Raw genomic sequence first — 19,282 nt, 5'->3', positions numbered from 1 at the left:
TTGCCATGTCACTGAATACTCGTCCTAGAAAAGCGTTAGATTGGCTTACACCATTAGAGAAATTTGCTCAGCTTGTTGATTATCATAAGACTTTTCAAACTGTCGCACCTCATGTTTGAATTCGCCCAGTTACCACTATAAGTATAAATTTCTTTTAAGATTTCTATCACCTGTGGAGATAATGGCACAAGATGTTCTCTTCTTGATTTTGCCCCTCGATTCGAATACTTAATCCCTTCAATTAATTCTCTTCTAGCAGGTACACGCCACTGTTTCTTTTTAAAATCAATCTCAGTCCAACGTGCGTATCTAACTTCAGAAGAACGAAGGAATGTATGTAATACTAGTTTTAAACAACTCTTAGTTAGAAAATGTCCAGTATCTTTCTTAATCCCTTTTATAAGGTTTGGGATTTCATCTAGTGATTTAAAAGTAGCTCTATGTTTTTTGGGAGCAGATAAATCTAAAGTATCTTTCAAATCTCTAGCTATATTTGTTTCGATAAAACCATGCTGTAGTGCATATGCATAGATTAATATCAAGTCTGCTCTGATTCTCTGTGCATGATCTGCTGACTTTTCATAGATTCTATTTAAAAGATTCATCAATTCTTTTAATGTAATTTTTTCAATCAGTTTATCTTGAAGGATTGGAAAAACATGATTCTCAAATTTTCTTAGTCTTTTATGCTTAGTTTCTTCATCTAATTCAGCTTTTTTTGCATAAACTTCTAACCAAGCAAGTGTGATTTTCTTAAATGTGTGCTGATTATCTTTTTTCTGATTTTGTAAATGCTTTTGTTCTTTTGGATCTAAACCTTCTGCAAGCATTGTTCTGTAAGCTGAACGATATTCTCTAGCTTTAGCTAAACTTAGTTCAGGATAGGTTCCTAACGTCATTTTAGACACTTTATCAGCTATTTTATTTTTATATTTGAATTGCCAACTTTTCGTACCAGAGGGTCTAACAAGTATCTTTAGGTTTGGCAGAAGCACATTTAGTATCAGTTAGAGGTTTAACTTTTATTGCCATTCCAAATCAATACCTTGAGCATATGAGGTACTCATTAAGGTACTCATTTGGCATAGGTGTATCAAGGAATATAACGTGATATAACGATTGATAATTTAGATAAATGCAGGATTTACAAAGATATTTTATTATATTAATCCATATATCTTAAAAGATATGGTCCCGAGGGTCGGACTCGAACCGACACGTCATCTCTGACAGCGGATTTTGAGTCCGCCGCGTCTACCAATTTCACCACCTCGGGAGTGGATGAAAGGTATAATACGCGATTTCTCAGCACTGTCAACGCAGAATATTTTCATTTGTTTATTTTTAAAACAAATTGCATTTTTTCGTTTTAAAATCGAGCAATTCCCGCCATAAAAAAGAAAAAAGTTTATACTAGCCGCAGTTTTTTTAGCGTAAATCATCATGCAACTTTCTGATTTTAATTTTGATCTCCCCGATGAGCTGATTGCTCGCTACCCACTGGAAACACGCAGTGCCTCTCGCCTATTGCACCTCGATGCCCAAGGTCAATATCATGACCATCAATTTACCGATATTCTGGATTTACTTGAAGACGGCGACTTGTTGGTATTAAACGACACCAAAGTCATGAAGGCCCGTTTAAAAGGTAAACGTGCTTCAGGCGGTGCGGTAGAAGTGCTGGTTGAGCGTATGCAAGATCGCTTTATTGCCTATTGTCATATTAAGGCCAGCAACACCCCAAAAGCCGGTGCAGAACTTTTTATTGGCCCGGATGCAGTGAAAGTGACCGTACAAGGCCGTCATGAAAATCTGTTTATTGTAGAATTTTCACAACCAATTCTCGATGTGCTGGATCAATACGGCGCCTTGCCGATTCCGCCTTATTTCAACCGTGAAGCGGAAGAGATTGATACTGAACGTTATCAAACCGTGTTTAATGACCCAACCAAACTGGCCAGCGTTGCAGCACCTACTGCCAGCCTGCATTTTGATGCCGATCTGTTGGCAAAATTGGAAGCCAAAGGGATTCAAAAAACTTTTGTGACCCTACATGTTGGTGCAGGTACTTTCCTGCCAGTGCGTACCGATGATATTCAAAATCACATCATGCACAGCGAATGGTGCGACGTCCCTGAAACTGCGGTCGAGATGATTCGTCAGACTAAAGCCCGCGGTAATAAAGTCATTTCTGTAGGCACGACTGCCACCCGTGCAGTCGAAAGTGCAGCACAAGCACATAACGGTGAACTGGCAGCCTGGACAGGTGATACCCAGATTTTCATCTATCCGGGTTATCAGTTTAAAGTGGTCGATCGTTTGATCACTAACTTCCATTTACCAGAATCGACCCTGTTAATGCTTGTGTCTGCCTTGTCCAATCGTGACAATATTCTCAATGCTTATAAGCATGCAGTAGACAGCCAGTATCGCTTCTTCAGTTATGGCGATGCCATGCTGATTGATCAGGCGAAATAAGCGAGAACCATTGCCCATGCCGATCGAGTCTCTACAACAGTCCATTCATATTCGCCGCAAGAAAAATGCAGTGGTGTTTCAAAATATCGCTCGGCTTTGGGATCTGGGTCAACAGGCCAAAACGCATCAGCAATTGCTGGATGGGCTGCATCCCTGGAATGGCCCGATTACGCTCAAGTTTGAAAATAACCTGCCGCTTGCGCTTGCCGGAATTGGGCTTTTTCTGATTGGCAGCATTTTTATTGCGCCGGGAAATATCTGGATTCAGGGCAGTGTTTTTCTCGGCTGTCTCTGTATCTTCTGGGCCTATATTTGCTATGAACAGCAGCAGCCCTTAGAGGAAGTCATTGCTTTTCTGGAAGAACAGGCACTGGCCAAAAAATATCAGCTTGCCTTTCAAAAACAGCCACTGCATATTTCCATGCCACTCAATCCCCTGCACTTTATCCGGCATTTAAAACAATTATTTCCAGTATTCAATCAAGGTTCGTTGAGTAATGAGATTCAGCGTTATGCCAGCACGGTCTGGGAAGATGAAAATGACCAGCAACATCAGGTGCTACTGTTCCAATACCACTATATTGATGAAGTACAGGCCCGAAATAAGGAAGGTCAGCCAGTCAAACTGATGCAGGTCCATAAAGACCTGTGGGGCGTATTTGTGTTTGATATCCGGATTCAGGGACTGGCCGTTACGACTTCCAGAAAGAAATTTTATTATCCTTATAGCCATCCCTGGCACAGCAGCGATATTCGCACCAATCAGCGCTTAAGCTTTTATGGTAGTGATCCGCTGCAAACTGCCAAATTACTCAGTCCAGGTTTTGTGCTGCGACTGGCCGAATTTTTTGAACAGCGTCAGGGTGATTTACTGTTTCACCCAGAAAATAAGATGCTGTGCTATCTAGGGCCCCATGATTTATTTCAGGTATCGAGCAAGCAGCAGAATATTAGCGATATTTCTACATTGCGCGGCCACCTGAGAACGTTTAAATTAAAACAGCTCGAAAACTTACAACATGATCTGCTGCAGTTTTTAAAATAAATTTTTCGCATCATTTTTTAAATATAGATATAGCTTGGGGAGATCTCGGATGGGATTTTTGATTTTATGTTTGTTCATTGTGGCACTGATTGTCGCGATTATCATGATCCGCAACAGTATTGTCCGTCATCACAACGCCACGATTCGCGCCTGGTCGGATGTCGCCAGTTATGAACGGCAAAAACTGAAAATTCTGGACGGGCTGCAACCGCTAGTCGAGCAATACTCGAGTTTCGAAAAAGGCACGCTAGAAAAAGTCACCGAACTGCGTCAGAACATCATGAATCTGAATATTAAGGATGCTGATATTGGACAGTTACAACGCATTGAAAGTCTGAACAAACAGTTAATGCATAGCCTGAATGTGGTGATTGAAAATTATCCGGAACTGAAAGCCAATGACATCTATCTGAAAATGATGGCTGAAATTGAAGAACAGAATGAAAATGTCGGTGCGGCGATTACCATTTATAATCGCAATGTCGAGCTGTTTAACAACCAAATCCAGATTTTTCCGCACAACATCATTAACAATATGTTGCTCAGAAAAAAAGTGGTGCGTCCATTCCGTGATCAAAGCGTGACTCAGAATTTTGATTACCGTCCGAACTTTCACTGAGTGAACAGCAAGATCTGATAAAATTTTGCATCCTTGGCACATTAACTTATTATAAAAATAGCCAAGGATGCGGCTGTACCTGTCTAAAACTTATAAAATAAAGAATAAAAATTATGCTGGATTATTTAGAGCACTTTCAACAGACGCTGGTCGAGGAATTTTATCGGCTGTATGATCATTATCAGGATGATCAAATCTATGCCTGTAGTCTGGTCTTTGACGAATTTTTACTGCTGGATGATCTGGCGATCTCGACTGAACGCAGTATTTTTAAAAATCCTGAAGATCCTCAGCAATATCTGGCGGAACAGGATCGCTGGAATGTCCAGAAATGGCGTTATCGGGCCCACACTTCGCCCGACTCAGGACTCACCCCCTTTAAAACCTTGCTGGCCGATTATTTTAAAACCTAGCACAGCTTTGGCCATCCGGTATTGACACAGCAAAAACAGCTGCACGCGACGCATCTGGATTTATTGCTGGATAGTTTTAAACAGGCCAAACATCGTCTTTCTGAGGCCTATGGTCTGGATCTGGATCGCATCCTGTTTTTCATGAGCCTACCCACCCAAGTCGCATTTGAATGCCAATCTGCACAGACACTTAATCCTGAACATATTCATTTACAGGATTTCTTGGCTTCCAAAAAAGCGACTCATTCCCCTGCCATGCAGAAACGTTTGAAACTCTCGCAAAACGACAAGGATATTCTGATTGATCTGGAGCAGATGCTGGTAATGGAACCTTATGACTATCTGCAAGTGGCGCAAGATGCCTATTTGCTAACCTTGGAATCCTACTTTGTCGATAGCAATATTTATATCCAGAAACTGATCCAGCATATCGCTGCAATGGCCTCAGAACCGGATGGCAGCTGCGCCCTCAGCCGAGAAGATATCCAGCAGCGTTTGCAGCAGTTTTCTACACATTCACTCATTTCTACGGATGTTCCCTAGCTTCAGCGATAAATAAAATTACAGAGCGAATGCTCTACAATGCTGGCGTTTAGTGTAAGAATCAAGGAAAATAGCGCCCTTTAGCTATAACAATCAGCGAACTGTTTTTTCGCCTTGATGTGGAACTCCTATGAAGTTTGAAAAATTAGGTCAGTCGGGCCGTGCCCGTCGTGGTCGTTTAACGCTTGAACATGGTGTGGTGGAAACCCCGATGTTCATGCCTGTGGGTACGTATGGTACGGTCAAGGGCCTGTTGCCGCGCGATATTAAAGAGATCAAATCTCAAGTCATTCTGGGCAATACTTTCCATTTGTATCTACGTCCAGGACTGGATGTGATTCGTGAACATGGTGGCCTGCACGGCTTTATGAAATGGAATAGCCCCATTTTGACCGATTCAGGCGGTTTTCAGGTCTTCAGTCTGGGCGCAATGCGTAAAATCAAAGAAGAAGGTGTGACCTTCCGCTCGCCGATTGATGGCTCAAAAGTATTTTTATCTCCTGAAATTTCAATGGATATTCAGCACACGCTGAACTCTGACATTGTGATGATTTTTGATGAATGTACCCCGTACCCTGCGACGCATGAAGAAGCGCAAAAATCTTTGCAACTGTCTTTGCGCTGGGCCAAACGCTGTAAAACCCAGCATCATGACGTGCTGAAAAACCGTAATGCGCTGTTCGGTATTATTCAAGGCGGTATGTATGAAGATTTACGTGATGAATCTTTAAAAGGCCTGCTAGAAATCGACTTTGATGGTTATGCGATTGGTGGCCTGTCCGTGGGTGAGCCAAAAGAGGAAATGATCAAGGTCCTGGATTATCTTCCAGAAAAAATGCCTGCAGACAAACCGCGTTATTTGATGGGTGTCGGCAAGCCAGAAGACATTGTGGAAGCAGTACGTCGTGGTGTCGATATGTTTGACTGCGTGATGCCCACCCGAAATGCACGTAACGGTCACTATTTTGTGACAGACGGCTTGGTGCGGATCCGTAACAGCAAATATCGTCATGACCAGAGCCCACTCGATCCGCATTGCGACTGTTATACCTGCCAGAATTTCACCCGTGCCTATTTATTCCATCTTGAGAAATGTGGGGAAATGCTCGGCTCTATGCTCGGTACGATTCATAATCTGCGCTATTACCTGCGTTTGACTGAAGCGATGCGTGATGCATTAGACAACGGTACATTTGACGAATTTGTTCATGACTTTTATGCCCGCCGTGGCCTGGAAGTGCCACCTTGTCCGCAAGATTAATCCATCAGCATTTGCGCTGAGGAAAAAGACAATGTAAATTGCAAGAATATATCAATTTATTATCGAGTTGATCACCAGTTTTTTATTTTAGGAAAATGTAATGAGCCTTTTTATTTCGACTGCTCACGCTGCAGGTGAAGCTGCACAACAACCAAGCATGATGGCGAACCTTTTGATGATTGCTGTTTTTATTGCAATCTTCTATTTCTTGATCTGGCGTCCGCAATCTAAACGTGCCAAAGAACACCGTGCTTTGGTCGACAGCCTTGGGGTTGGCAGTGAAGTGGTATTTGCAGGCGGATTAATGGGCAAAATCACCAAGATTGAAGGTGACTTCGCAGTGGTTGAATTGAGCCGTGGTGTAGAAGTCAAAGTTCAACGTGCAAGTGTGATCTCAGTCCTACCTGAAGGCACTTTAAATAACCTTTAATCAAAAATAGTCGTGCCCTCGCACGACTTTTTCATTTTAAGAAGAAAACGAATGCGTTACCCAGCATGGAAATATGTACTGATCCTGGTTGTCCTGGTGATCAGTACCTTATATGCCCTGCCAAGTTTGTATCCAGATGAACCTGCTGTACAGATTTCGGGTGCCAAAGCCGGTACTCAAATTGATGCAAGCATCGTACAAAAAGCAGAGCAAATTTTAAAAACTGAAAATATTGCCACCCATGACAATAGCTTTGGCAACAATGCAGCTTTATTACGTGTAGATTCAAGTGAATCGCAGCTTAAAGCTAAAGAGGCTTTACGTCGTGGTTTAGGTGATGATTACGTGGTTGCACTGAACCTTGCCCCGACCACCCCAGAATGGCTGCAAAAAATTGGTGCCAAACCAATGAAGCTTGGCCTGGATTTACGTGGTGGTGTTCACTTCTTGCTTGAAGTGGATATGGACAAGGCTATTTCCCAGCGTATGGAAACCTCTGCGACGGATCTACGTCGTCAGTTGCGTGATAACAACCTGAAATTTAATAGCCTGAATTTAAGCAACAACACCATTGTGATGCAGTTTGCCAACAATGATGACCGTTCTGCAACGATGGACTTCTTGCGCCGTAATGGCAATGAGTTTACCCAGCAGGCTGTTGCGACCGAGACCGGTTCGACCTTACGTCTAAACTATACTGATGTGCGTAAGCAAGAAATTGAATCTTATGCTGTCAATCAGAACTTGACCACTTTACGTAACCGTATTAACGAGTTAGGTGTGGCAGAAGCACTGGTTCAAACTCAGGGCAGCAACCGTATTGTGGTTGAGCTTCCTGGTGTGCAGGATACCGCTGAAGCGAAACGTGTCTTAGGTCGTACCGCGAACCTCGAGTTCCGTCTGGTGTCTGACCTGAATGATCAATATATTGATCCATATACCGGTCAGGCAACGGGTGCATTGCCACCAGGCACAGAAGTCTTTGCTTATGAGTCACTGGACAGTGGTCGTCAGCTCTTGTTGAACCGTAACCGTATCTTAACCGGTGAACGTGTTCAGAATGCATCAAGTGGCTTTAGCCAAGACACAGGCGGTGCTGAAGTTAACATTACCTTGGACAGCGCAGGCGGCAAACTGATGTCGGATGCCACCCGTAATGCGGTCGGCAAACGTATGGCCGTCTTGTTCATCGAGAACAAGCAGCGCATTAATTATGTGGAAGACCCTGCGACCGGCACTCAGACTGAAGTTCGTACCCCGTATACTGAATCTGTAGTCATTAACGCTGCAACCATTCAGGCAGTACTGGGTTCTCAGTTCCGTATTACTGGCCTGGACTCGCCGCAAGAAGCTGCTGAACTTGCCTTGATGCTGCGTGCAGGTGCGTTGGCTGCGCCAATGTATTTTGTTGAAGAACGTGTAATTGGTCCAAGTCTGGGTCAAGAAAACATCGATAAAGGTGTACTTTCAACTCAGATCGGTTTCCTTCTGGTCGCCATCTGGATGGTGGTATTCTTCCGTCTGTTTGGTGTGATTGCCAACTTTGCCTTGGTCTTTAACCTGGCGATGATTCTGACAGTCATGTCTTGGATTGGCGCTTCCCTTACCCTTCCGGGTATTGCCGGTATCGTCATTACCATCGGTATGGCGGTCGATGCCAACGTACTGATCTGTGAACGAATACGGGAAGAAATGAAATGGGGAGCTTCGCCAAAACAGGCGATTGTGGCCGGTTATGATCGTGCCTATAACACCATTTTCGACTCGAACTTGACCACATTCCTGGTGGCGTTCATTCTGTTCGCGATTGGTACAGGTCCGATCAAAGGCTTTGCCGTAACCCTGATGATTGGTATTGTCTGCTCGATGTTTACTGCCATTACAGTAACGCGTGCCGTGGTACAGCTCATTTATGGCAAAAAACGTAACTTGAAAAAGTTGAGCATTTAAGGAGATCACTGATGACTGAAAATACTCAACTGAATCAAAAACAGTACGGTCGTCCGGAAGACGAACGCATTATTCCGTTTATGAAGATTGCGATGCCTGCGGCATTGTTTTCAATTCTCTTAACCGTTGCCAGTATCTTCTTTATTGCCACCAAAGGCCTGAACCTCGGTTTGGACTTTACCGGTGGTGTGGCAGCCGAATTAAACTATACCAATCCGGTCAAACCTGAAGATGTCTCCAAGGCATTGAACCAGGCAGGCTTTAATGATGCTGTGGTTCAGACTTTAGGTTCTGAACGTGACCTGATGGTGCGTATGCCGGTTCAGGAAGATATCGAAGCTGAAGACCTGACCAAAGCTGTTACAGCCGCAGTTCAACTGCCAAATAATGCGGCAGAAGTACCGAAGGTTGATGTCGTCGGTGGACAGGTCGGTAATGAGCTCTATGTCCGTTCTGGCGGTGCTGTGGCACTTGCGCTCCTGCTGATGCTGGTCTATGTCACCATCCGCTTTGAGGTCAAGCTGGCTATGGGTGCAGTATTGTCACTGTTCCATGATATCGTCGTTACCCTCGGGATTTTTGCGATGATGCAGTGGCCATTTGACCTGACTGTACTTGCAGCACTCCTTGCAATCATCGGTTTCTCACTGAACGATAATATCGTGGTCTCTGACCGTATCCGTGAGAACTTCCGTAAGATTCGTGGTGCAGAACCGGTCGAAATCATTAACATTGCCCTGACTGAAACGCTGCGTCGTACCATTCATACCTCTATGACCTTATTGCTGGTGGTGCTTGCCATGATGCTGATGGGTGGTGATGGTCTGAAATGGTTCTCGATCGCGATGTTTGTTGGTGTCTTTGTCGGGACCTATTCGTCGATCTATATCGGTACAGCCTTTGCCTTGTGGCGTGGTCTAAACCGTCAGGACTTTATTGTTCAGGTGAAGCCAGAATTTGAAGACGAGAACCAGATTCCATAATCTGTTCTGTTTCATGTTCATCGTTCAGCCCGTCTTATGATGGGCTGAATTATTTCTGTTGTTTGAATATGTGGCAGTGGGAATAATCGAAATGACTGGATGGATTTTCTCAATATCAGTTTTCTGGAAAACCACCTTTCTGCTTTCATCCAGACTTTGAAATTCATAATGATCCTGAGTTTCACTGACCAGTTGCAAAATGAGCTGCAAGCCATTGAGCAGATACACACAGAGTATGCCTGCAGTGGATAACTCGGCCTGTTTGTCACAAACCAGCCACCAGCCCGGTTTTAAGCTGGGAAAATAATACCGCCCTGCTACCTGAATCGCATAATGCTGTGATTGCAGATGAAAAATATCCTGATTGAATGAGAGCGCTGAATCTATGGGAATAAGTGTGAATGCCTGCTGTTGTACCACCTGCATCTGAAATAGTCCACCTTGCTCTAGAGCCGGAGATAATTCAACTTTCAGCTCATCCGACTGATCTAGAATGAACACATCTAGACCCAGTTGTTGTTCCAGCTCCCTTGCTGCTTTTTCCCCGATTTGGCGTTTACTATTCAGCAATTGCGCAATATATGAGGCTGACAAGCCAAAATGCTCACAGATCTCTTTGCCAGTTTTAAATTGCTGCGTCTCGATCAGCAGATCAATCACCTTGGCCAGATTATTTCGTCTACGTTCAAATATTTCGGTCGCGCTCATCTTGGTTTTCTGGTCTATTTTTTATGCATGTGATTCAAATACCTTACAATAAAAAAGCCCGCAATTAAATTGCAGGCTTTTTAAACTTACATAAGAGCAATTAAGTGCCCTGTACCAGACGGCGCGCGCTGATAATTCCCGGCTGCTGTTCTAGACGGGCCAATAGCTTGGAAAGTTGTGCCAAACCTTTGACTTCAATCAACAGCTTCATATTGGCAATACCATCCGCTTCCGAAATGGTATTCACCTGGCGGATATTGATCTGATCCGAGAAAATCACTTGTGTCAGATCTTTGAGCAAACCGCGTCGATCATAAGCTTCCACCACAATCTGTACGCTCTGACCGCGAGTCGGCTGCATTTCCCAATCGGCTTCTACCGCACGCTCAGGCTCTTGAGAAATCATACGCACATAGTCCGGACAAGCGACCTTATGAATGCTCACCCCCCGATTCAGAGTGATATAACCTGCAATTGACTCACCATGCACCGGTTGGCAACATTGCGCGACATGCAATTCCACGTTATCCAGACCGTCGATCAGAATCCCGTGCGCTGACAGCGTATGACTGGCACGCGGGTTCAGGGCAGGTTTTAGTACCAGTTCAGGTTCGTCCTGATCCAGATGCATATGGCGGTTCACCTGATTAATCAGAGCATGCAAGCTGATATCGCCATTGACCAGATTCACCAGAATGTCATCACCGGTTTTGACATTGAAGTGGTTGCAATAATCACTCAGATCAATCGATTTCGGGTGAATTGCCAGACGTGATAGTTCCTTGTTCAGTACTTCACGGCCAACTTCCAGATTCTTGCTGCGATCTTGCTGGCGGAACCAGTGGCGCAGCTTGTCCCGCGCACGGGCAGTTTTGATATAACCCAGCGAATTAACCAGCCAGTCCCGGTTCGGTTCCCGGTCTTTTTTGGTCAGAATTTCAACCTGTTCACCGGTTTTCAGGGTATAAGTCAGCGGCACATAGCGCTGATTTACCCGTGCGGCATAGCACTTGTTGCCGACTTCGGTATGTACATGATAAGCAAAGTCGAGCACGGTTGAATCACGTGGCAGCTCTTTGATATCGCCATCACGGCTAAACACATAGATCTTTTCGAAGCCTTCAAAATCTTGAATATGCTCAAAATTCTCTATTTCATCTTCAGATTCTTTATGTGCACTGCTTTCATTACGTTCTTGATAATGCTCAAGTACCGCACGTAAGGAATGTAGACGATGATTAAAGGATCGATCTGTGGTTTTTGCGCCTTCTTTATAATTAAAGTGTGAACACACCCCCAGTTCAGCTTCGTCATGCATTGCATGGGTACGAATCTGCACTTCAAGTGACTTATTCTCGGCAATCACTGCAGTATGTAAAGAACGATAACCATTGGCTTTCGGATTGGTAATATAGTCATCAAACTGATGCGGAATGTGGCGCCAGATCTGATGCACAATACCTAAAGTGTGGTAACACTCCGGTACACTTTTCACCAGTACCCGTAGCGCACGAATATCATAGAGCTGGTCAAAGCTCAGGTTCTTGCTTTTCATTTTTCGATAAATCGAATAAATGTGTTTCACCCGGCCATTAATTTCAGCTTCGATGCCATGCTCAGCCAATTCATTACGTAATTTATCAATCACAAACTGAATATACTGTTCACGCTCCAGACGCTTTTCATTCAGTAAGGAAGCAATTTCTTTATAACGTTCCGGCGCAAGATAACGGAACGCCAGATCTTCCAGCTCCCATTTCAGCTGGGCAATGCCCAAGCGGTGTGCCAGTGGCGAGTAAATGGTCAGAATTTCTCGGGCCACCCGTTCCTGACGCTCACGCGAGGAATTGGCCAGTTCACGCAAGGCATAGGTACGTTCGGCCAGCTTGACCAGAACAACCCGTACATCTTCGGTGACCGAGATCAGCATTTTGTAAATGCCAGATAGATGTTCACGCTGGTTATTATTGAAATGATCTTCCAGGCGTTTATTTTTTTCGATCAGCTCAGACAGCTTACCCATGGCAAGCGTACCTTTGACCAGGCTATGCACCTGTTCGCCGAACTGTTCCAATACTTCACTGAGTGGCATGACGCCTTCACGAACAGCACGATACAGCATGGCTGCGGACAAAGTATCTTCATCGACATGCAGATGCGCTAGAATATCCGCCATCTCAATACCAGTATAAAAGGTATTGGAGCGGTGCTGAACCGTACTTTGCAGCTCTCTTTCTAATGTTAAGTGGGCGACTTCTTCGAGCTGCGTTAAAGGTGCGCCATCTAATATGCCACGAACCCGATCCAACCATTCAGTCAGATCCTGGTGTGCTTGTTCGGCATGTTCTACAGTCGTCTCCTGTGACAACTCATTGAGTCGCCCAGGGAGTTGCTCACGTACTGTGACCATACCCGTCTCCTACTTTTAAAAACATCATTTCTTTAATCGTTTATTTGATTTTCTTTTTCGAACAATGCGATTGATTCAACATGTCCAGTATGTGTAAACATATCCATCACGCCCGCTTGGGTGAGACGATAGCCCTGTTGTACCAAGAGTCCTGTATCTCTGGCGAGTGTCGCAGGATTACATGACACATAAACGATTCTTTTAGCTCCAAACTGAGGAATATAATGCATCACTTCTTCTGCCCCGGCACGTGGCGGGTCGATTAATAATGCATCAAAACCTTGCTTTGCCCAAGTGTGGTGCGAGAAATCTTTGGTTAAATCTTGTGAATAGAACGCTATTTGTGCAATACCGTTGTTTTTGGCATTTTCCGCACCACGTCGAACCATTTCATCACTTCCTTCGACCGCAATCACCTGACCCGACGCACCAACACAGCGCGCCAGCGGCAAAGAAAAGTTTCCTAATCCACAAAACAGATCCAGAACCCGTTCACCCTGTTGTAGCTGAAGCAAATCACATGCCAATCGTACCATTTGCGGATTGATGCTTGAATTTACCTGGGTAAAGTCCAGAGGATTAAAGCCGAATTTCACATCAAAGTCATCAAGACCATAGTGTAAGCGTGCAGATGCTTCTGTATCATCTATTCGCGAAAGCGTTTCTTTGCCGGCAGGCTGCAGATACAGTTGCCAGCCTTTCTGTAACGTAAATTCGCGCAATTGGTTGACATCACCGGCAGATAATTTTGCAGTTTCACGCACCAGCAGTGCAATGTCCTGATCCCCCATGGCCAATTCTATATGACCGATGTCGGCCTTACCATTGAGACCTTGCAGCAATTGTTTAAGACGTGTAACCGAGCCAAACTCGCGATCCAAGATCATACAGCGATCAATCGGCGTCAGTTTATTGGACTGATTTTCACGAAAACCCACCACCAACTGATCCTTGGAAGGCAGATAACGCACCCCGATTCGGGCTTTACGGCGATAATCTTCACGTTGTGAACGTAAAGGCGGTAGCCATTGATCAGGCTGGATTCCGGCAAAATGCTGAAGATGTGATTTCAGCACATTCTGTTTCAGTTCAATCTGCGCATCCGCAGCGATATGCTGCATATTACAGCCACCGCAAATCCCAAAATGCGGACACACCGGTTTTACGCGAATCTCGGAAGCATCGCTCAACAATTCAAGGCTGTCGGCTTCTTCGAGTTTTTTAACTTCTCGGGTAATGCGGGCACGCACGGTTTCACCCGGCAAGGCATAACGGATAAAGACTTTCTTGCCATGTTTATGCTGCGGGTGATCCGGATGTGAACCATAATGAGCGATGCCACGTCCCTCATGCGATAGTGACTCAACCTGAAAAATGTACTCGGGTTGCTGGATAGGACGTGCTTTTGCTCGATGTTTCATGAAAACCTAGGGTGTGGAGATGGGAAAATCAAATTGGGTAAATTCAGTTCGTTGCGAAGTCTCACGCCAAACTGATAAAAAGTCCGCATGCTGCGGTTGAGTATGCAAATATTGAATCGTGCTTTGCAGCAAATGCTGATAATCCGGCAGTAACAGTTGGCCTTTTAACAGTAACCAGCGGATATACACCAGCCAGGTATTCAGGACATCACCTTCACAATAAGACGTTAGTTCGGTCCATTGCTGATTGCGGACATATTCTGGAACCCGATAGGCTCCGTCACCGCGCTTGCCTGGATAGCCCAGCAAATGTGCAACATCATCCAGCTTCTGGAAATGACGGGCATGAAACATGGCCATCACATCCATCAGGTCAACATGACGATGATGGTAACGATTCTGGTAGTTATTATAACGCTTTTGCGTATCAATTTCGCCCTGATCGAACAGACTCGGTGCAGAGAGCCCATGATACATGGCGCGGTATAAAATCACTGGTAAATCAAACTGTGAGCCGTTCCAACTCACTAGAGTCGGATGGCGCTTGTCAAAAATCGACAAGAATTTTTTCAAAATTTCTGCTTCAGAATGCTGTTCTCGACTAAAGGAAAACAGCTTCATACCCTGTTCATCCATCCATAAACCGGAAATACAGACAATTTCATGCAGCGGTAACCGCTGAAAATCAGAGCCTGAATCCTGACGGCGTAATTTGGTCAAGGCCTGATCCAGATCTGCTTCGGGCAGGTCCAGACCAAACAGATGCGCGCCTGATTTGAGATCGGTTTGGGTTTCAATATCGAAAGTTAAAACAGGCAGGCGCATAAAACAGTGCTCAAATAATTATTCAGGATCTTGTACAGAGAATAACCCTGTAGACAAGTAACGGTCACCACGGTCACAGATAATACACACAATCACTGCATCCGGATGTTCTTCCGCCAGTTTAATCGAGGCCCACACTGCCCCACCAGAAGAGGTTCCGGCACTAATGCCTTCTTTCTGTGCCAGCTTACGCATGGTTTTTTCAGCTTCGATTTGTGGAATATCAATAATGCGATCGACTCGGCTGCGGTCGAAAATGGTTGGCAGATATTCTTCTGGCCAGCGACGGATTCCGGCAATGCTTGAACCATCAGATGGCTGTAAACCGACGATCTGAATATCAGGATTCATTTCTTTCAGGTATTTCGACACACCCATGATGGTGCCGGTGGTACCCATAGAACTGACAAAATGGGTAATTTTGCCACCGGTTTGCTGCCAGATTTCTGGACCCGTGGTCAGGTAATGCGCTTCGACATTATCCGGATTTCCGAACTGATTCAGCACCAGACCCACACCATCATTCTGCATTTGAGCAGCAAGATCACGTGCACCTTCCATGCCCTGCTCTTTGGTTACTTCAATTAGCTCGGCACCATACGCACGCATCGCGTCCTTACGTTCCTGACTCATATTGTTCGGCATGATCAGCTTCATTTTATAGCCACGCATTGCTGCGACCATCGCCAATGCAATCCCCGTATTTCCGCTCGTTGCCTCAATCAGGGTGTCACCCGGTTTGATCTGCCCACGCTTCTCGGCCTGCATGATCATATTATAGGCCGGACGGTCTTTGACCGAACCTGCTGGGTTATTGCCTTCGAGTTTCGCGAGTACTGTAGCTTGAGTGTGACTTGCCAGACGCTGTAAACGCACCAGCGGCGTTTTGCCTACATAATGGTCTAACAAAAATTCATCTGCTTGAAAATCAGGGATGGTATTACTCATTATTTGCACCTATATCGAGGTGCGGCTATTGTATGAAAAAATGCTTTTCCCTGCATCCATTTAGCAAGGCTTTTTCAGAAAACTCACTAAAACTCACACACTATCAAGCCATAAACTACATTTCCCGATAATTTAGCCAGGTGAAGCAGCTCGCTAATGAAGATGAAAATACTATTTCAGTCTGGCACTTTTACAGATTGAAATTTCGTGCGTCTTAGTCTTGCTGTACCTGAGCAAAATTAACTGAAATCTCTTGTATTTTTAACTGCTAATCCGAAGCTTTATAAAAATTATGCTTAAATTTTAACTGTCGATTTAAAGCATGCTAATATGCCAGGCATAAAGAAAATACTGCTTAAATCATGTCAACGATCAACAAAAAGCTGTTTAAACGCCTACACTTAAATCATGCCTATGGACAGCTGATTGCGCTGATTTTTGTGCCAATTACTATTTTGGCCTGCGTCGGTGCCATGCTGGTGTTGACTGAAACCTCGAATGCCGCACGTGCCCAGCAGAAGCAGATGGCCATTGCGATTCTGACTCGCTTTCAAGGCACTTCAGAATATGCCCTGGATATCTTGAACCTGTATCCATGGCAATATGACCAAGCTCACAACGCCATGCAGAACATGCTGAATGAAAAGCATCTGGTTCGGGCAGCAGTTCTGGATGAAAATGGCAAGAACCGTTTGGGCATCGGTTTTCAGGAACAGGCGCCTTGGCCAGAATTTGAGAAAAGCGGCAATTTTGTTGGTCCGATTCTGCATCAAGATAATCATATCTATGCCATTAAAGTGAATGAAAACACTTTTTCTACCGGCTGGCTGGCGATCGAACTGGATAACCAGCCGCTAGCAATTGCCCGTTACCGAGTACTGATCGTACTGATTGCGACCGGATTACTGACCTTATTATTGTTATTACTTTGCTTGAATTTCTACTCACGGCGCTGGATCGCCCCAATGTATGAGATTCGCATGCAATTGCAACGCCTGAATGCCAATACCCTCGGCCAGCATATGGTGATTAACAGCACCGGCGAGCTGCGTTTATTGCAACGTGATATCGCCAATATGGTGAAACGTTTGCATTTCAGCTTTCTGGAACTGCGTGAACATACCGAACAGACCGAAGACGATTTACGCCGCACCCTCGACACTTTAGAAGTCCAGAATATTACCTATCGTCAGGCACGCGACCAGGCGATCTCGGCCAACCAGGCCAAGTCGGTGTTTCTGGCCAATATTTCCCATGAATTGCGCACCCCGCTGAACAGTATTGATGGTTTTATTCATCTGTTGTTACGTCAGGGCAATCTCAGCAACGAGCAGAGCCTGTATTTGCAGACCATTCGTAAGTCTTCGGCGCATTTGCTGGCACTGATCAATGATGTTCTGGATTTTTCCAAAATTGATGCCGGCAAACTGGAATTAGAAACGGCACCTTTTGATCTGGAAGAAGCGATTTTTGATGTGATGGACATGTTGTCACCTCTGGCAGCACAAAAACATATTGATATGGCCTTCTATTATGCAGATGGTGTGCCAAAACACATTATTGGTGATGCGCTACGATTTAAACAGATTCTGACCAACCTGATTTCCAATGCGATCAAATTCACTCCGGATGGAGAAATCATTGTCCGGGCACGCATGGAACATGATGGAATGGATCAGTGTGTGCTGCATTTTAGTGTACAGGATAGCGGCATTGGCCTGAGTGGTACCGACCGTAAAAAGCTGTTTGAGTCCTTCTCGCAGGGTGATACCTCGGTGACCCGTCAGTTTGGCGGTACCGGTCTTGGTCTGGCAATTTCCAAACAGCTGGTCAGCCTGATGCATGGCCAGATTGGTTTTGAAGACAATCAGGAACGTGCTCCAACCGAAAAAGGCTCTACTTTCTGGTTTACTGCCCAGTTCCTGGTCGATGAAGATACCGTGATTGAGCATCCAGATTTTAGCGAATTGACCGTGGTGTCTTATCTTGCACATCCGGCAACTGCGAATGTGCTGCGGCATTATCTGGAAAATTATCAGGTTAAACATATTGAATGTGCATCAATTCTGGATCTGTTTAGCCGTCTGAATCATTTACAGAATAGCGAAAATACCTGGCTGATCGTCGATCATAGTGGTGACAGTGAAGTCTTGTTACGCGAAATCCGTTCACGTTATCAGGGTCATCTGGCTGTCTATGGTTATCAGATGCAACTGGATCCAAGCATGCTCAATGACCATCGTGCCCGTGCCCTGCATCAGCCACTCAGCCGCAGCGCGCTGATTCAGTTACTCGGCAATCAGCCGGTCTTCGACCAGGAACAGCATGAAGAATTTAATGGTCAAGGCCTGCATATTCTGGCCGTGGATGATCACTTACCCAACCTGATTGTTCTGGAAGCCTTGCTGGGTGAACTCAATGTCACCACGACCAAAGCCCTCAGCGGGCAGGAAGCGATCGATATTATTCAGCGCCGTTATGAACAGGAACAGCCAGCATTTGATCTGGTCTTTATGGACATTCAGATGCCAGTCATGTCGGGGATCGATACCACCCGTGCTATTCGCTCGCTGCAATCAACTTTTGAAAATCATAGCCGCCTGCCGATTATTGCACTGACGGCGCATGCACTTTCTGATGAAAAACATAAACTGCTGCAAAACGGCATGGATGATTATGTCACCAAGCCGATCCAGATCGAGCAGATTATCCAAATTTTGACGCACTGGACCACCGAGCATTTTAAACGGATTCCGGTACTGGAACGTGCCAATGTGATTGATGCTCTGGATCCAAATATTCTGGACTGGCAGCAAAGTCTGCAACTGGCAGCCAATAAGGAAGATCTGGCGGTAGATCTGTTACGCATGCTGGTGGACAGCTTTGCGGATGAACTCGATGAAATGCAGCAACTGATTGAACTGGAAGATTTCCCACAACTGGAACATGTGCTGCATCGTTTATACGGCGCGACCCGCTATGTCGGTGCACCGACTTTACAGAAAGTCACCGGTGGCTTTGAACAGTTCGTTTCAACCCTGCGCAAAGAACGCCGTAAGGCCGATGAAAACTTTGTTCAGGACGTGCTGAAATATTTTGATGAACTCAAAGCCGTGGTTGAACAGGTTGAACAGGCTGCCCAGCAAATTTTGAAGCAACATTTGAATTAAACCTCTGAAGTGGCTCAGTCCATGACTTAAGAAGTGTGACTGAGCTGTCATGCAAGCCTAAAGGCTGCATGCTATGCT

At 45.1% G+C, this 19,282-nt stretch carries 13 protein-coding genes, 1 tRNA gene and 3 pseudogenes; 10 read left to right on the top strand and 7 right to left on the bottom strand.

Features of this window, described 5'->3' with window-relative positions:
- Nucleotides 1-119 (top strand): annotated as a pseudogene (locus tag FTT86_RS11185) (IS30 family transposase); the annotation flags it as partial.
- Between the two features lie 75 nt (nt 120-194).
- Here FTT86_RS11185 and FTT86_RS11180 read toward each other — a convergent pair.
- Both FTT86_RS11180 and FTT86_RS11175 read right to left on the bottom strand, forming a co-directional pair.
- A pseudogene (locus tag FTT86_RS11180) lies at nt 195-995 on the bottom strand (tyrosine-type recombinase/integrase); the annotation flags it as partial.
- 194 nt (nt 996-1,189) lie between these two features.
- A tRNA-Leu gene (locus tag FTT86_RS11175) sits at nt 1,190-1,276 on the bottom strand.
- 167 nt (nt 1,277-1,443) lie between these two features.
- On the opposite strand from FTT86_RS11175, the gene queA reads away from it, so the two are divergent.
- The 8 genes and pseudogenes from queA (at nt 1,444) to secF (ending at nt 9,722) form a co-directional block, all read left to right on the top strand.
- On the top strand, nt 1,444-2,478 hold the full coding sequence (gene queA / locus FTT86_RS11170) for a tRNA preQ1(34) S-adenosylmethionine ribosyltransferase-isomerase QueA (protein WP_005106092.1): 1,035 nt from the start codon (nt 1,444-1,446) through the stop codon (nt 2,476-2,478).
- A gap of 16 nt (nt 2,479-2,494) precedes the next feature.
- Nucleotides 2,495-3,523 (top strand): hypothetical protein, encoded by a 1,029-nt coding sequence (locus FTT86_RS11165; protein WP_180181236.1) that lies wholly within the window; start codon nt 2,495-2,497, stop codon nt 3,521-3,523.
- A 49-nt stretch (nt 3,524-3,572) separates the two neighbouring features.
- Nucleotides 3,573-4,142 (top strand): LemA family protein, encoded by a 570-nt coding sequence (locus FTT86_RS11160; protein ID WP_114541829.1) that lies wholly within the window; start codon nt 3,573-3,575, stop codon nt 4,140-4,142.
- A gap of 113 nt (nt 4,143-4,255) precedes the next feature.
- A pseudogene (locus FTT86_RS16150) lies at nt 4,256-5,098 on the top strand (DUF4303 domain-containing protein).
- A 130-nt stretch (nt 5,099-5,228) separates the two neighbouring features.
- A complete protein-coding gene (gene tgt / locus FTT86_RS11145) occupies nt 5,229-6,359 on the top strand; it encodes a tRNA guanosine(34) transglycosylase Tgt (protein WP_005252828.1) in 1,131 nt (376 codons plus the stop codon).
- Between the two features lie 100 nt (nt 6,360-6,459).
- A complete protein-coding gene (gene yajC, locus FTT86_RS11140) occupies nt 6,460-6,789 on the top strand; it encodes a preprotein translocase subunit YajC (RefSeq protein ID WP_004645158.1) in 330 nt (109 codons plus the stop codon).
- Between the two features lie 51 nt (nt 6,790-6,840).
- The gene (gene secD / locus FTT86_RS11135) at nt 6,841-8,739 is read left to right on the top strand and encodes a protein translocase subunit SecD (RefSeq protein WP_004733746.1); all 1,899 of its coding nucleotides are present in this window, start codon (nt 6,841-6,843) and stop codon (nt 8,737-8,739) included.
- A gap of 8 nt (nt 8,740-8,747) precedes the next feature.
- The gene (gene secF / locus FTT86_RS11130; protein WP_171066787.1) at nt 8,748-9,722 is read left to right on the top strand and encodes a protein translocase subunit SecF; all 975 of its coding nucleotides are present in this window, start codon (nt 8,748-8,750) and stop codon (nt 9,720-9,722) included.
- Between the two features lie 24 nt (nt 9,723-9,746).
- Here secF and FTT86_RS11125 read toward each other — a convergent pair whose 3' ends face one another.
- The 5 genes from FTT86_RS11125 to cysM all read right to left on the bottom strand — a co-directional run bounded on the left by FTT86_RS11125 (nt 9,747) and on the right by cysM (nt 16,034).
- Nucleotides 9,747-10,430, bottom strand: a complete 684-nt coding sequence (locus FTT86_RS11125) for a S24 family peptidase (RefSeq protein ID WP_180181233.1) — start codon at nt 10,428-10,430, stop codon at nt 9,747-9,749.
- A gap of 100 nt (nt 10,431-10,530) precedes the next feature.
- Nucleotides 10,531-12,840 (bottom strand): bifunctional (p)ppGpp synthetase/guanosine-3',5'-bis(diphosphate) 3'-pyrophosphohydrolase, encoded by a 2,310-nt coding sequence (locus FTT86_RS11120; RefSeq protein ID WP_005106083.1) that lies wholly within the window; start codon nt 12,838-12,840, stop codon nt 10,531-10,533.
- Nucleotides 12,841-12,872: 32 nt separating this feature from the next.
- Nucleotides 12,873-14,261 (bottom strand): 23S rRNA (uracil(1939)-C(5))-methyltransferase RlmD, encoded by a 1,389-nt coding sequence (gene rlmD, locus FTT86_RS11115; RefSeq protein ID WP_180181232.1) that lies wholly within the window; start codon nt 14,259-14,261, stop codon nt 12,873-12,875.
- Between the two features lie 6 nt (nt 14,262-14,267).
- On the bottom strand, nt 14,268-15,086 hold the full coding sequence (locus FTT86_RS11110; protein WP_005101819.1) for a 3'-5' exonuclease: 819 nt from the start codon (nt 15,084-15,086) through the stop codon (nt 14,268-14,270).
- An 18-nt stretch (nt 15,087-15,104) separates the two neighbouring features.
- A complete protein-coding gene (gene cysM / locus FTT86_RS11105) occupies nt 15,105-16,034 on the bottom strand; it encodes a cysteine synthase CysM (protein ID WP_004281649.1) in 930 nt (309 codons plus the stop codon).
- A 362-nt stretch (nt 16,035-16,396) separates the two neighbouring features.
- On the opposite strand from cysM, the gene FTT86_RS11100 reads away from it, so the two are divergent.
- A complete protein-coding gene (locus tag FTT86_RS11100) occupies nt 16,397-19,204 on the top strand; it encodes an ATP-binding protein (RefSeq protein WP_180181231.1) in 2,808 nt (935 codons plus the stop codon).
- Nucleotides 19,205-19,282: the final 78 nt, after the last annotated feature.

The sequence above is a fragment of the Acinetobacter sp. YH01021 genome (assembly GCF_013420255.1).
Lineage (GTDB): Bacteria > Pseudomonadota > Gammaproteobacteria > Pseudomonadales > Moraxellaceae > Acinetobacter.
Note: the sequence above shows the minus strand (reverse complement) of the source record. Positions and strands in the feature narration are given on the sequence as shown.